Raw genomic sequence first — 13492 nt, forward strand, 5'->3', positions numbered from 1 at the left:
CTCGCAGTCTGGTAACCACCAGACCGCACAACGTCTGCGGATTCCAACGACGCGGCGCTGATGGTGAGGTGCAGGATGGAAGAACGGGATTTTTTCGACGAGCGTGCGGAACAACGAACCCACACGATGACTTGCCCGCACTGTGGACAGCAGGCGGAATATGAACTGAGCTGGATCGTACGCAGGAAGAAAAATCAGCTTCCCAACTGGGCAGACGATCGCGATCGTGCACGCTTTGCCAAAGCCCAGAGCTACATGGTGCGTCGCGATGATATGGTCGGCTGCAAAAATGCTCGCTGTCGCAAACGTTTCGACGTCGCTGGAATTCAATCGGTCGCCTTTATCTAATGCCTCTGAAGGCACCTCGTCCGTCGGCGATTATTTTCTGCCCACGCACTTTACGGATGAATCGTCATTCAGCTATTCTTTCCGCCTGCTGGACGGAGACTCCTCTTTGGACCGCACAGGAAGGGAAGAACTTGGAACTATGTTTTAATGGAACCGAGCGGATACTTTCCTGAACCGCAGAACATCCAGGGAGACGTAAAAGGAATCATGGCTAACACGCTGCTGCCCATCGAAGAACGAAACCTGAACCCCGAAGAGGTCGAACAGCTGGATCGGCGCCGCCGTCGCGGTCAGCTTTTCCTGGTCATCGGCTTCCAGTGCCTCATCGTCTCCATTCTGGTGACGGTCTGGGCCGGGCAGGACTTTACCCTCTCACCGGGCTGGGCACACCCCATGGTCTATTGGGATGTCCTCACGGGAATTCTGGCCGTGTTTTTCCTGCTTGCTGGTCTTCGCCTGCGCCGCGGCACCACAGAGTTCCTTAGCTACTAAGGAACTCCGTCAGCCTCGGAAGATTCGGAAAGAGCGGACAGGCACCCGTGCTCTGCTCGCGGACAGGTTCGGATGGTTGCTGAGGCTCTCCAGTTGACACCGGGAACCCGTTATTACGCGGGTTCCGTCCTTCTTCTCCATATCAGACACTCTTCTCTTCTCCCTTCCACATTGGCGGAACCCGGCCATTTCCCGGCTATCGAATCCATCCTCCTCGCCATCGGAATTCTGGTTTCCTCCGTCCTCTTCTTCTGGCGTTTTAGCCCCATCCTCCGCAACATCCTCCGTTCGAAAAAAGACGCGAACTTCTCGCTCTTTCCCCTCAGCGGCCGTGTCTGGGACTTCTTCTGGGAGGTTCTTTGCCAGGGAAAGGTCATCCGCCAACGCCCTCTCCCCGGTCTAGCCCATGCTTTCGTCTTCTGGGGATTCCTCGCCTTCGCCCTCGTCAGTCTCAACCACATCGCCACCGGCTTCGGCCTCAGATTCCTCTCTCCCACCAGCATCCTCGGAGGGTTCTACTTCCTCTTCGCTGCTGTCTGGGCTCTGCTCGTCGCCGTTTCTATTGCCGGACTGTTTATTCGCCGCTTCTTCATCCGTCCCATCTGGCTTGGAGAGAAACTCTCCTACGAATCCGGAGTCATTGCTCTCCTGATCTTCCTCCTGATGGCCACCTATCTGGCAGCCTTCTTTGTCACGAACGGTGGAGCAGCTGTAAAGTCGCTATGGTGGGCCCATACACTGACCCTGCTGATCTTTCTCCCTCTCATCCCGCACACCAAGCACCTGCATCTCGTTCTCAGTCCGCTAACCGTCTTTCTCAAGAACGGTGGTTTCTCGACAATCCCCCCTCTGAGCGACGATGAAGACTTCGGCCTGGTCGCCGGAAAGGACATTACCCAGCTCGTTTCTCTCCAGACCTATAGCTGCGTCGAGTGCGGCCGCTGCACCGAACACTGCCCTGCTGCCAATACAGGCAAGCTACTCAATCCAAAAGAGATCATCCTTGGAATGCGTGGCTATCTCAACGAGTTCGGCCCAGCATCCGACAACCCGCTCCTGACGGAGCAACGCATCCCGTCTCCCGACAATCCGCCCGCTCCGTATCTCAGCATGGAGGCCGCCTTCCAGTGCACCACCTGCGGTTCCTGCGAGTACCAGTGCCCTGTGGGCATCCAGCATGTCCCGATTATCGTCGGCCTGCGCCGCGGAGCCACCAATACCGGTGCGTGGGAAGACGATTACGGCACCAAGCTCTTCCTTGCCCTCGAAAAGCACGGCAATGCGCTCGGCCTCAGCGCAATAGAGCGTGACAAATTCATACAGAAGCAAGCCTTTCCCATCTTCGACGGCACTCAGGAATACTGCCTCTGGCTCGGCTGCATGGGAAGCTACGACCCCAAGGGCCGCGAGATCATCGCCGACTTCGCTCGCGTCATGCAGCACCTAGGAACCACCTTCGGCGTCCTCAAGAAAGAGAAATGCACTGGCGACCCTGCCCGACGCCTCGGTAACGATCTCGTCTTCCAGACCCTTGCCGAGTCTGGCCTCAAATCCTTCGAGACCGCCAGGGTTCAGAAGATCGTCGCCATCTGCCCCCACTGCGTCCGCACCATCGCCAACGACTGGCGCGAGTTCGGCATCGCACCCCAGATCGAGCACCACTCCGAGTTCATGGCCCGCCACCGCGACCGCCTGCCCCAACAGTCCGGCGACAGCATCGTCTACCACGACCCCTGCTACCTCGGCCGCTACCAGGAGATCTACGAAGAACCCCGCGCCGTCGTCGCCCGGGCTGGCACCCTCGTCGAAGCCCCGCGCTCCCACGAGCGCAGCTTCTGCTGCGGAGCCGGCGGCGGACTCGCCTTCCTCGGCGAAGAGAAGGGCGAGCGCGTCAGCCATGTCCGCGCCAAAGAACTCGCAGGCACAGGCGCGAAGGTCGTCGGCACAGCCTGCCCCTTCTGCAATACCATGTTCCGCGATGCACTCACCGCCGTTAGCGAAGCGCCACCACAACTTCTCGATATCGCCCAACTAACCGCCCGCGCATTACCTGCATCACAGCCACAAGTTTCTGGAGGAACCGAGTGAAGATCGTAGTAGCCATCAAACAGGTCCCCGAGCGCGACGCTCCCATCCACATCGCCTCCAACGGCAGGTGGATCGACGACGCCGACCTCAACTACACCATCAACGAGCCCGACGCCTATGCCCTCGAAGAGGCCCTCCAACTCAAAGAGAAAAACGGCACCGGCGAGGTCATCGTCGTCTGCGCCGGCCCTGAGCGCGTCCAGTCCACTCTGCGCGAGGCACTCGCCAAGGGCGCTGACCGCGCCATCCACATCGAGGCCGAAGACCTCACCGGACTCGACACCCTGGGCATCGCCCAGATCCTCGCCGACGCCATCAAACCCGAGTCTCCCGACCTCATTCTCACCGGACTCCAGTCCGACGATCTCGGCCTCGGACAGACTGGCGTTGTCCTCGCTGAGCTGCTTGGCATCCCACACGCCACCATCATCATGCACGTCGAGCCAACAAGTACGGGTCTAAAGGTCAAACGCGAGCTCGAAGACGGCTGGTTCCAGCACGTCGAGATGCCCCTTCCCACGCTGCTTACCATCCAGTCAGGTGGCAACAAACTCCGTTACGCCACACTCATGGGCATCAAAAAAGCCAAAACCAAGGAGCTTAAGACCGTCGCGGCCTCAGCCTCTACTGCCGCTTCAGCGGTCACGCTTGATCGCGTCTACCTTCCCGAGAAACAGAAGAAGACCGAGATGCTGACCGGCTCTCCGTCTGAGATCGCAACCAAGATCGTAGAAAAATTGAAGTTCGAAGTGAGGGTTTTATGAGCGGAGTTCTCGTCATCCTGGAGCAACGCTCCGGTACCTGGAATCGCATGAGCTATGAGGCCGTCGCCGCAGGCCGCGCTCTCGCCGAAAAGACCGGTCAGCCACTTGCCGTAGCGACTCTCGCAGGTAAAGGCGCCGCGCTCTCCTGGCAAATCGGCGGGCAACCCACTACTGCTTATCTCGTTGAGCACGAGTTGCTCGAGCCATACACTTCGGACGCATACGTTATCGCGCTCGAGCAGCTAATCAAGAAGCTGGAACCCTCCTACGTTCTCTTCCCACATACCTACCAGGTCCGCGACTTCGCCCCCGCGCTCGCGACACGCTTCAAACAAGTCCTCATCAGCGACGTCATCGCCATCCGCTATGACTCAGCTGGCTCCGCGGGCCCCGTCTTCGTCCGGCAGCTTTTCCAGGGCAAGCTCAACGCCGACTATCGTCACGCCGGAACCGGCCCCTGCTTCGTCTCTCTCCAGGCCGGCAGCTTCCGCGCCGATGAATCCACTTCCTCAGGTACTCCTGAAACTTTTACTCCACAACTTGAAGCCTCGCAGATCCGCAACAAGCCCGGCGAACGTTTCCGCGAATCTGGGCAGACCGTCGATCTTACTCAGGCTCCCGTCATCGTCTCTGTCGGCCGGGGCATCGGCGAGCAAGATAATCTTCCAATCGTGGAAGAGCTCGCCCAGGCCCTCGGGGCCGAGCTCGCCGCCTCGCGTCCTATCTGCGATAACGGCTGGCTTCCCATGGAGCGGCAGGTCGGCAGCTCCGGCCAGACCGTTTCACCGAAACTCTATCTCGCCATCGGTATCAGCGGAGCGATCCAGCATCTGGTTGGGATGAAAGGCTCCAAATCTGTTATCGCAATCAACAAAGACGAGAATGCGCCGATCTTCGAAGTCGCCGATTACGGAGTCGTCGGCGATCTCTTCGAGATTGTTCCTGAACTGACCAAGGCAATCCAAACGGCCAAAGCATAGAAATCTCTCGCGGTTTGTCCTTGCATCTATACTGAAGGCCTGTTCCACTTGTTTCGTTTTTCTGGCCACGCGCATCGAATAAATGAAAGACGAGGGCCATGGCGACCATCTCCCCACCTCTTCCCATCGACGGCGAATCGATCATGCGGATGGAGCAAACAGGACACGGACGCCTGCGCGACCGTTTTGGCCGCGCAATTACTGATTTGCGCCTCTCGGTCACCGATCGCTGCAACTACAAATGCGTCTACTGCCGTACTGGAAATGAAGGCGCTCAATACACCGAGCTGGCCACGGGGGATTACCTCCGCATGGTCCGCATCATGGTGTCGCTCGGCATCGAAAAAGTTCGCCTCACTGGAGGAGAACCTCTGCTTCGCTCTGGGCTTGTCGAAATGGTGCACGAGCTTTCCACGCTACGCACTGCCTTCCTTTCCGACGGGACCGCGACAGACTCAGGCCTTCCGATCGATCTCGCCCTGACCACCAACGGGCACCTCCTCGAGCCGTTAGCAGCCCCCCTAATGGAAGCGGGGCTCAAGCGAATCACCGTCAGTATGGATGCGGTCGAACCCGAGACCTTCGCGGCCATCACCCGCGTTCCACGCAGCTTCGAGCGTGTGCTTGCAGGAGTTCGCAAGGCAACAGCCGTCGGCTTTGGCCCGGTCAAAATAAACTGCGTCCTGCTCCGCGGCTTCAACGATCACCAGATTGAGGCCTTCGCCGAGTTTTCGCGACGCGAAGGAGTCATCGTTCGCTTCATCGAGTTCATGCCGCTCGAAGAGGACCGCAGCTGGCGTTCAGAGACGGTCATCCGCATGGATGAACTCGTTGCTCGATTGAACCACTTCCGCCCGCTGGTTGAGCTTCCGCAACACTCCGCAAGCGAAACAGCGCGACGGTTTACCTTCGACGACGGCGTCGGAGAGATCGGTATCATCGCTCCCGTCTCGCGCCCATTTTGCGGACATTGCAGCCGTATCCGCATTACCTCCGACGGCAAACTTCGCACCTGCCTTTTTTCGCAGAGTGACCACGATCTCTATGGCCGGATGTTTCGCGGGGGAACCGATCAGGAGCTTGCTGCGTATATTCGTAGCGTTGTATTTCAAAAAGAAGAACGTCATCACATTGGGGAACCGGGGTTTGAAAAACCCTTACGCAATATGGTTCATATTGGTGGCTAACAACCATCGGCAATGATAGAAACGAAGAAAGTTTTATTTTCCCGATAAAACACTCTCTCCATAACCTGCCAGGATCAAAGCTCTGTGTTGAAAGAACGCCGCCAGTTCGAAGTAATAGAAAGCCGCCAGATGGATCATCTTCGGATGTTCCACGACGTGGCGCGCGGACTGACGGCCAGCCTGGAGCTGGAGGAGATCCTCAGCACCATCATGAACAAGATGGCGCAGTTCTTCGGCCCCGAGCGCTGGTCCATGTTGATGGTTGATGAAAAAACGAACCAGCTCTTCTATGCCATCGCCGTTGGAGAAAACGCAGAGAGTCTGCGAGGTCTCCGCATCAATATGGGCGAAGGTGTGGCCGGGTGGGTCGCATCTACAGGAAACCCGCTTGTCGTTCCGGATGTCAGGCTCGATCCGCAATGGTCCGCCTTCGTCGCGAAGAACCCTGATCTCAACATTCAGTCCATCGCCTGCGTCCCGGTACGCTCTGGCGACAAGACGCTCGGCGTCATTCAGCTCCTCAACAGCAAACTCGACCTGTTGTCGGAGTACTCTATCTCGTTCCTTCGAATTCTCTGCGATTACGCTGCAATTGCCATCCAGAATTCCCGTTCGATGACGCTGATCCAGGAGCTGACCATCACCGACGACTGCACCGGACTGTTCAACGCTCGGCACCTGTACACCATGCTCGAAGAGCAGGTCGCAAAAGGAACGGAATTCAGCCTTCTGTTTATCGATCTCGACCGCTTCAAGTCCGTCAACGATACGCACGGGCATTTGATCGGCAGCCGTCTGCTCTCCGAGGTCGGCAACCTGATGCGCCGCTCTCTCGGCCCGGCAAACTCCTCCTTCCGCTATGGCGGCGATGAATTTGTCGCGCTGCTGCCCGGCATGGGGAAAGCTGCCGGTACAGGAGCGACCCTGGCGCTGCATGAAGACCTTCGGCGCAACCGTTTTCTGGAAGGCGCCGGTCTCTCTCTCGGCCTGTCGGGCAGCTTTGGACTCGCCACCTTCCCCGAGGACGGTAACACCGTTCAGGCGATTTTGCGTGCCGCCGACGAGATGATGTACCTGGCCAAGACTACGCGCGACAACATCGCGGTCGCCGGCCGGGGTCTTCTGCTCGATCGTCCAAAGATCCCGACGCCGATTCGTTCTTCGCGCTGATCTATTGATCGGGCCTGCGTGGTGACAGTGCAAATGGCCGCTTCGGCTGAGGCAAAATTGCGTCACGGTTTGCCGGAGCCGTCGGATGTATGCCGAAGTCCCACACTCCCAGGTTCACCTCGTGGTCCGACAGCACTTCCATTAGCGCATACTCCCCGAAGATTAGGGGCTGGCGAGGAGTCAGCTTCATCCAATGGCCGCCTGGCAGAACTTCCATCTTCGTATCCACCACGTCCTCGTCCTGGCGAACATTGCCCATCATGCTGATCTTGAACGAGGCGACGATTCTCGAACCTGTCCGCACATCAGCCCTCACAATCACATAGCGACTTGCTGCAGGATCGCCTGGCTTATCCTTCATCGCGCTGGAGGCTCCATGCGTATCGACGGTCAATGGCATACTGCCGCTCGGCACGATCGCATCGCCCAACCGGATGTAGATCACTGGAGTATCGACGTGCAGTTGCACCATCGACCGCTCTCCCTTCAGCTGGACGAGCTGGTGCGAGCTGGAGAGCGGATTCACCACAGCCTTCAGGACGTTGTGGCCCGTATTGTGGTTCAGCTCGCCGTCTGACTGCGGCAATGGCACCAATTGCGGCTGCCCCTGAAAGGTATCGAGCGCCAGCACATTATCCAGCTCCGGTAAACGCAAATCAGGCGCAACTTCGGGAGTCATCGCAGCACGATCTGCCTCCTCTTTCAGCAACTCGGGATCAATCGCAGGCGCCGCGCTCTGGCTCCCGTCCTCCTCAGCCTGCGAGTGGCTGCGCTCCCAGCGATGCGTCGCGTCAAAATCGACCAAGGCTACGGGAATCTCTTCCTCTGCCCCTCCGCGCTCGGCAGAGACATACCGTACCCGATCGCCCACGATCCGATAACTCATTACGACCTGGTAACTTCCGTCCTTCAAAATCAAACGGGTACGGCGAGGCGCAGCCGCGTCCGCTGAAGGAAGCGGCTTCTGAGACTGCATCGCCAGCAACCTGCCCGTCGAGGCCAGCCCCGAAAAGAGCAGGAAAATGAGAAAAACCTTTACCCCTGTTCGCATCGTCTTAATCCATAGAATCCGGTCTCTCAGTTTAGCCCCCTGCGCTCCGTTAGACGCGCCGCCGATGCGAACAGTAAGGGAAGGGAAGTTGGGGATTTCAACCTCACTATGCTAAACAAAAAGAGACGACTTTTTCATGTGCACGCTCTTCCAGCTCGGCATTCGAGAACAACGGCCTATGTGGCTGCAGGTTCTCGCGCTGGTCTGCATCCTTGCAGTCAGCCTCATGAGCACGGCACAGGTCTCTCATACGCACGCGGAGTTCTCCGCACTCAAGCAGGGCCCACATCAGAATGGCCCCGCACCGGATGACCACTGCCCGCTCTGCGTGGCAATGCACTCCGTCCTTGCAGCTCCACATTATTTCGCTCCAGAACCGACACTCTCCATCCAGCGACTGGACTCAGTCGCTGCCGAAGCCATCCGCATCTTCCGCTGGCGCTTCGAAATGGCCAGCCGCCCCCCACCTGCGCAGGACTACGTCTAGTCCCGCAGGTATTCGTGTTTCTGGAAATCACTTTCCCCTGAATCACCGCTACCTGTCATTCATCACGGCGTCGTCTTTCGAACGCCCTTTGTAGCTTCGACAGGAGTTTTTCCATGCGCAGGCCCGTTTTTCTACGGTTTCTTTCCATTTTGTTCTTCTTCAGTTCTCTTCTCCCAAGTGCGTACGCCTTTCAGAGCAATTCCGGAACCGTCTCCGGAACCATCACCGACCCCAGCGGGGCCCTCGTTCCGGGAGCAAGTGTTGAGATTGCGAATCACGTCAGCGGCTACACCCGCAAGGCGACCACGGACGCTACCGGTCAATTCCGCTTCTATAACGTTCCCTTCAACCCCTATCGCATTTCCGTTTCAGCAGAAGGGTTCGGTGCAGCCAGCAAATCGGTTGACATCAACTCCATTGTCCCGATCACCCTTCCCATTCAGCTCAGCCTTGCCGCAAGCTCCACAACTGTAACTGTCGAAAGTGGCTCGGATCTCATCGAGAACGACTCCACCTTCCATACTGACGTCGATCGCTCCACCATCGACCGTATGCCACTGGAAAGCCAGTCCTCCTCGCTCAGTTCGATCGTGACGCTCTCCTCACCCGGCGTAACAGCAGACTCCAACGGTCTCTTCCACGGCCTCGGCGATCACGCAGAGAACTCCTTCTCCGTCGATGGTCAGCCCATCACCGACCAGCAGAGTAAGGTCTTCTCCAATCAGCTTCCCTCCGATGCCGTCCAGTCTCTTGAAGTCATCGGAGGAGCCCCGCCCGCCGAATACGGAGACAAGACCAGTCTCATCATCAAAGCCACCACCCGTTCCGGCCAGGGAGTCACCTCGCCGCACGGCAGTATTGCCCTCGACTACGGCACCTTTGGCACCGCCAGTCTCGACGGCAACATCGCCTATGGTGGCCAGAACTGGGGCAACTTCCTCGCCGTCAGCGGAATGAACTCTGGCCGCTTCCTCGATGGTCCCGAGTTTCAGACCCTTCACAACAAAGGCAATCAGCAAAACATCTTCGATCGCGTCGACTTCCAGTTCGCCGATGAAGACTCCTTGCATACCAACCTGCAGTACACCCGTTCCTGGTTTCAAACCCCCAACTCTTACGACACCATGAATGTCTTCGATCAGTTCGGAAATTCAGTCGGTGCGGCCGATCAACGCTCAAAGATTGAAACCTTCAATATCGCTCCAACCTGGACGCATATCATCAATCAAAACACCGTTCTCAACTTCGGTGCCTACATCCGGCGCGATGGCTACAACTACATTCCCAGCAACAATCCTCTGGCCGATCTCGGGCCCATCCAGCAGGAGACCGTCCAGCAATACCGTACGTTGACGAACACCGGCGTTCGCTCCGACATCTCATGGGTCAAGGGCATCCACAATGTGAAGATCGGCGCCCTCTATCAGCAGACCTTCCTTCGTGAAAACCTGCATACCGGCATCGTCGATCCTGCTCTCAACGCTCCGTGCGTGGATGCCGAAGGTAGTCCCGTCAATGGCTTTACCGATCCCAGCCAATGCGCGGCTGCCGATCTGACAGCCAACGATGCCTTCAATCCAGTGCTCCTGCCTCACGACCTGACTCGTGGCGGCATCAACTACTTCTGGAACGGACGTACCGATGTCAAACAGCTCGCGCTCTACGCGCAGGACCAGATCACCAAAGGTCCTTGGCTCCTCAACCTCGGCATTCGCGGTGACCTCTACAATGGCCTCTCGGTCCAGCGACAGGCTGAACCCCGCGTCGGCATCTCCTACAACATCAAGCAAACCAACACCGTCCTGAGGGCCTCTTATGCCCGTGTGATGGAGACCCCCTTCAACGAGAATCTCGTCCTCTCCGTCAAAGGCTGCTACGATCCTGTGATTCAGGGCATCTTCGAAACTCTGGGCCAGTGCGTTCCAGCGTCCTTCGATCCGGGCTTCCGCAATGAGTTCCACGCCGGAATCCAGCAGGCCTTCGGCAGACACCTCGTCGTCAGCGGCGAGTACATCTGGAAGTACACCCACAACGCCTACGACTTCTCCGTCTTCGGCTCGACACCCATCACTTTCCCCATTGCCTGGCATAACTCGAAGATTCCCGGCTTCGCTCTTCGCGCCAATGTGCCGGAGACGCACGGCATCAGCGCCTTCCTCGTTCTCTCCTCAGTCTCGGCGCGGTTCTTCAATCCACAGGTCGGAGGAATTGGTACCACCCCCGGAACTCCGGGCTCCAATTATCCGTTCCGCATTGACCATGACGAGCGCTACAACCAGACTGCACATTTGCAGTACACCCTGCCCTTCCGAAAGAGCACCTGGCTCGGATTCAACTGGCGATACGACAGCGGCCTCGTCGCCGGTTCCACACCCTGCTATAACGTCACCGATCCCAACAGCGGCTGCTCCAACTTCTCCTTTGATCCAAACGGCAATCCACTCACGATCGGAGGCCAACCCGCAGTCAGTCTCTCGAGCCTTACCGCGGACCAGCAGTTCCAAGCTGGACTGGCCTGCAATGGCGTTCGTGCTACCCCTGGCAATCCACTGCCGGACCTTTGTCTGGCCTCGCAACTTAGCTCAGGCCTGTTGAAGATCCCCGCTCCTAATACTGGCAACGACGATCGGAACCCACCGCGTATCCAGCCACGGAACCTCTTCGATATCGCTCTCGGAGAAGACAACCTCTTCCATGGCGATAAACGCAAGATCGGCCTGAGAGTTACTGCCGTCAACGTCACCAACAAATACGCGCTCTATAACTTCCTGTCGACGTTCTCGGGAACGCACTACGTCACCCCGCGCGCGATCACAGCAGAGATTAGCTACAGCTTCTAACTCCTTCAACAGAAAGAGCGCAGATAACAGCTCTGCGCTCTTTCTTTGCATAAACAAATCTAGTTAAAGGAACCTGACCGATGAGTTACGTACTCTCCTCATCGCAGGCGCATTTGCGCCGCCATGCCGATCTTCTGGGTGCCGTAGCCTCAGGCGTCTGCTTTCTCCACTGCCTGATTACTCCGTTGGTTATCAGCCTCTTCCCAAGTATCATTCCCTACTTACCGGGCGATGCCTGGTTCCATCGTCTGCTTGCGATCGGGATCGTCCTTCTTGGAGCAGTCGCTTTCATCCCCGGCTATCGTCTCCATCGGCGCAAAGCTCTTCTCTTGCTTATTGGGATCAGCATCTCGTTCATCCTGATCGTCGCGTGGTCAGGTGAATCGCTCAACCGTGCGACAGAACTCTACCTCAGTCTTCCTGGATCAGGCATGCTTGTCGCTGCTCATCCGCTCAATCGGAGCTTTTGCAGGCAGTATCTCGCATGCAAAAGCTCCGATACTTGTCATTCGACAAACGTAGCGCCTTAAATTAAGGCTCATTTCAACGAAGCAATCAACGACTCTTCCAGTAGATCCAACGCAATATCCGCTTCGTCCTGTGTAACCACTAGGGGAGGACAGAGCCGTATACTCGACTCCCCACACCCCAGAATCAACAGGCCTCGCTCGAATGCTTGCTCAACCACACGATCGCGCAACTCTCCCGCAGCCTTGCGTGTCTTCTGGTCCTTTACCAGCTCGAGACCAATCATCAGCCCTCGCCCACGAACATCGCCAACATTCGCATGTCGATCGATCCACGTCCGCAGTCGCTCCATGATCTTGCCGCCGACCTGATCTGCATTTGCGATTGCTCCGCCTCCCAACACATCCATCGTCGCAAGCGCCGCTGCAATCGAAATCGGATTTCCTCCGAAGGTACTCGCATGAGAACCCGGCTTCCAATCCATGACCTCCGCTCGCGTTATGCATGTTCCCAACGGCATACCGCTTGCGATTCCCTTTGCGCTACAGACGATATCCGGTTCGACTCCCGTATGCTCAATCGCCCACCACTTCCCTGTCCTGCCCATCCCTGATTGGACTTCATCGGCAACCAGCAAAATCCCATGCCGATCGCAGATCTTCCGAAGCTCCTGCATAAACACATCCGGCCCTACGACATATCCACCTTCACCTTGAATCGGCTCTACGAAGATCGCGGCTACCTCTTCCGGCGGAAGAATCGTCTTGAACAGCCTCTCCTCGATGTAGCGCGCGCAACCCAGTGCGTACTCCTCTCTCTCCTTCGGGTCTTCACTGCAATTCCGATAAAAGTTCGGATAGGGAACGTGATGCACGCCGGAAATCAATGGAGCGAATCGTCGCTTCTGCTGCGGCTTCGAAGCAGTCAACGACAACGCACCCATCGTGCGACCATGGAAAGCCCCAAGAAACGCAATGATGTTCTGACGCCCTGTGTGATAGCGAGCCAGCTTCAGCGCGCACTCCACCGCCTCCGCACCAGAGTTGCCATAGTAGACCCTGTGCGGCCCTCGCATCGGCGCGATCGCCGACAGCTTCGCCGCAAGCTTTGCCATGCTCTCGTAATAAAAATCCGTGCCCGACATATGAATCAGCTTCGCCGCCTGATCCTGAATCGCTCGCACGATATCGGGATGGCAATGCCCGGTCGAGTTGACCGCGATTCCAGCCGTAAAATCCAGAAACTCATTGTCATCTACATCCGTAATGCGTGCTCCGCTCCCTGACTTCACCACTAACGGATAGCCTCGCGTATAACTCGGCGAGATCAACTGCTCATCGGCTGCAATCGCCTTCTTCGCCAACGGCCCAGGGAGTGCTGTCTTTAGTTTCGGGCCATGCTCTGCAAACGTAGCTTCACTTGCAATACGGGCCTGCGCCTGTGTCATAGGGCTCATAAATTTCTCCTTTTAGTCGCAACTGTTCTAAACCTCCCATTCCTTTGCAGCGCGACGACCCAATCGTCGAATGTCTTGCTTAAAGGCACGACTTTAGAGCCTGCCCTGAGCGAAGTCGAATACGTGCTTTAGCAGCACATCTGGAAATGTGGCTTTAGTCG

The 13492-nt window shown here is 57.4% G+C and carries 12 protein-coding genes; 10 read left to right on the forward strand and 2 right to left on the reverse strand.

What is annotated here, in order from left to right:
- The first annotated feature begins 75 nt into the window (after positions 1-75).
- From H7846_RS15560 to H7846_RS15590, 7 genes are all read left to right on the forward strand, one after another.
- Positions 76-348: a hypothetical protein gene (locus tag H7846_RS15560; protein WP_186693387.1), complete on the forward strand. Its 273-nt coding sequence runs from the start codon at positions 76-78 to the stop codon at positions 346-348.
- A gap of 207 nt (positions 349-555) precedes the next feature.
- Positions 556-840 (forward strand): hypothetical protein, encoded by a 285-nt coding sequence (locus H7846_RS15565; RefSeq protein WP_186696427.1) that lies wholly within the window; start codon positions 556-558, stop codon positions 838-840.
- Between the two features lie 72 nt (positions 841-912).
- The gene (locus tag H7846_RS15570; RefSeq protein ID WP_186693389.1) at positions 913-2928 is read left to right on the forward strand and encodes a (Fe-S)-binding protein; all 2016 of its coding nucleotides are present in this window, start codon (positions 913-915) and stop codon (positions 2926-2928) included.
- Entirely contained in the window at positions 2925-3692 is a 768-nt protein-coding gene (locus tag H7846_RS15575; protein WP_186693391.1) for an electron transfer flavoprotein subunit beta/FixA family protein, read from the forward strand. Before H7846_RS15570 ends, H7846_RS15575 begins: the two co-directional genes overlap by 4 nt.
- Positions 3689-4672 carry an electron transfer flavoprotein subunit alpha/FixB family protein gene (locus H7846_RS15580; protein ID WP_186693393.1) on the forward strand — a complete coding sequence of 328 codons (984 nt, stop codon included), beginning with the start codon at positions 3689-3691 and terminating at the stop codon, positions 4670-4672. The genes H7846_RS15575 and H7846_RS15580 overlap by 4 nt, the downstream gene beginning before the upstream one ends.
- Positions 4673-4815: 143 nt before the next feature.
- Positions 4816-5859: a GTP 3',8-cyclase MoaA gene (moaA, locus tag H7846_RS15585; protein WP_186696428.1), complete on the forward strand. Its 1044-nt coding sequence runs from the start codon at positions 4816-4818 to the stop codon at positions 5857-5859.
- A 129-nt stretch (positions 5860-5988) separates the two neighbouring features.
- Positions 5989-7029 carry a sensor domain-containing diguanylate cyclase gene (locus H7846_RS15590; protein ID WP_186693395.1) on the forward strand — a complete coding sequence of 347 codons (1041 nt, stop codon included), beginning with the start codon at positions 5989-5991 and terminating at the stop codon, positions 7027-7029.
- 1 nt (position 7030) lies between these two features.
- Here the strand turns inward: H7846_RS15590 and H7846_RS15595 are convergent, their stop codons facing one another.
- Positions 7031-8080, reverse strand: coding sequence for a hypothetical protein (locus H7846_RS15595; RefSeq protein WP_255460676.1), 1050 nt, complete (start codon positions 8078-8080; stop codon positions 7031-7033).
- A 136-nt stretch (positions 8081-8216) separates the two neighbouring features.
- On the opposite strand from H7846_RS15595, the gene H7846_RS15600 reads away from it, so the two are divergent.
- The 3 genes from H7846_RS15600 to H7846_RS15610 all read left to right on the forward strand — a co-directional run bounded on the left by H7846_RS15600 (position 8217) and on the right by H7846_RS15610 (position 11937).
- The gene (locus tag H7846_RS15600) at positions 8217-8567 is read left to right on the forward strand and encodes a hypothetical protein (protein ID WP_186693397.1); all 351 of its coding nucleotides are present in this window, start codon (positions 8217-8219) and stop codon (positions 8565-8567) included.
- A gap of 113 nt (positions 8568-8680) precedes the next feature.
- Positions 8681-11407, forward strand: coding sequence for a TonB-dependent receptor (locus H7846_RS15605; protein ID WP_186693399.1), 2727 nt, complete (start codon positions 8681-8683; stop codon positions 11405-11407).
- Positions 11408-11487: 80 nt separating this feature from the next.
- The gene (locus H7846_RS15610; protein ID WP_186693400.1) at positions 11488-11937 is read left to right on the forward strand and encodes a MerC domain-containing protein; all 450 of its coding nucleotides are present in this window, start codon (positions 11488-11490) and stop codon (positions 11935-11937) included.
- Positions 11938-11945: 8 nt separating this feature from the next.
- On the opposite strand, the gene H7846_RS15615 is transcribed toward H7846_RS15610, so the two are convergent.
- Positions 11946-13331 (reverse strand): acetyl ornithine aminotransferase family protein, encoded by a 1386-nt coding sequence (locus tag H7846_RS15615; RefSeq protein WP_255460677.1) that lies wholly within the window; start codon positions 13329-13331, stop codon positions 11946-11948.
- Positions 13332-13492 lie beyond the last annotated feature (161 nt).

The organism is Edaphobacter sp. 4G125, assembly GCF_014274685.1.
Taxonomy (GTDB): Bacteria; Acidobacteriota; Terriglobia; order Terriglobales; family Acidobacteriaceae; genus Edaphobacter.

What these genes read in the sequence shown, in the direction of transcription:
- H7846_RS15615 (WP_255460677.1), bottom strand. Translation starts at nt 13,331, where the DNA reads ATGAGCCCTATGACACAGGCGCAGGCCCGTATTGCAAGTGAAGCTACG.
- H7846_RS15595 (WP_255460676.1), bottom strand. Translation starts at nt 8,080, where the DNA reads ATGCGAACAGGGGTAAAGGTTTTTCTCATTTTCCTGCTCTTTTCGGGG.
- H7846_RS15570 (WP_186693389.1), top strand. Translation starts at nt 913, where the DNA reads ATGGTTGCTGAGGCTCTCCAGTTGACACCGGGAACCCGTTATTACGCG.
- H7846_RS15605 (WP_186693399.1), top strand. Translation starts at nt 8,681, where the DNA reads ATGCGCAGGCCCGTTTTTCTACGGTTTCTTTCCATTTTGTTCTTCTTC.
- H7846_RS15610 (WP_186693400.1), top strand. Translation starts at nt 11,488, where the DNA reads ATGAGTTACGTACTCTCCTCATCGCAGGCGCATTTGCGCCGCCATGCC.
- moaA (WP_186696428.1), top strand. Translation starts at nt 4,816, where the DNA reads ATGCGGATGGAGCAAACAGGACACGGACGCCTGCGCGACCGTTTTGGC.
- H7846_RS15560 (WP_186693387.1), top strand. Translation starts at nt 76, where the DNA reads ATGGAAGAACGGGATTTTTTCGACGAGCGTGCGGAACAACGAACCCAC.
- H7846_RS15590 (WP_186693395.1), top strand. Translation starts at nt 5,989, where the DNA reads ATGGATCATCTTCGGATGTTCCACGACGTGGCGCGCGGACTGACGGCC.
- H7846_RS15600 (WP_186693397.1), top strand. Translation starts at nt 8,217, where the DNA reads ATGTGCACGCTCTTCCAGCTCGGCATTCGAGAACAACGGCCTATGTGG.
- H7846_RS15565 (WP_186696427.1), top strand. Translation starts at nt 556, where the DNA reads ATGGCTAACACGCTGCTGCCCATCGAAGAACGAAACCTGAACCCCGAA.
- H7846_RS15580 (WP_186693393.1), top strand. Translation starts at nt 3,689, where the DNA reads ATGAGCGGAGTTCTCGTCATCCTGGAGCAACGCTCCGGTACCTGGAAT.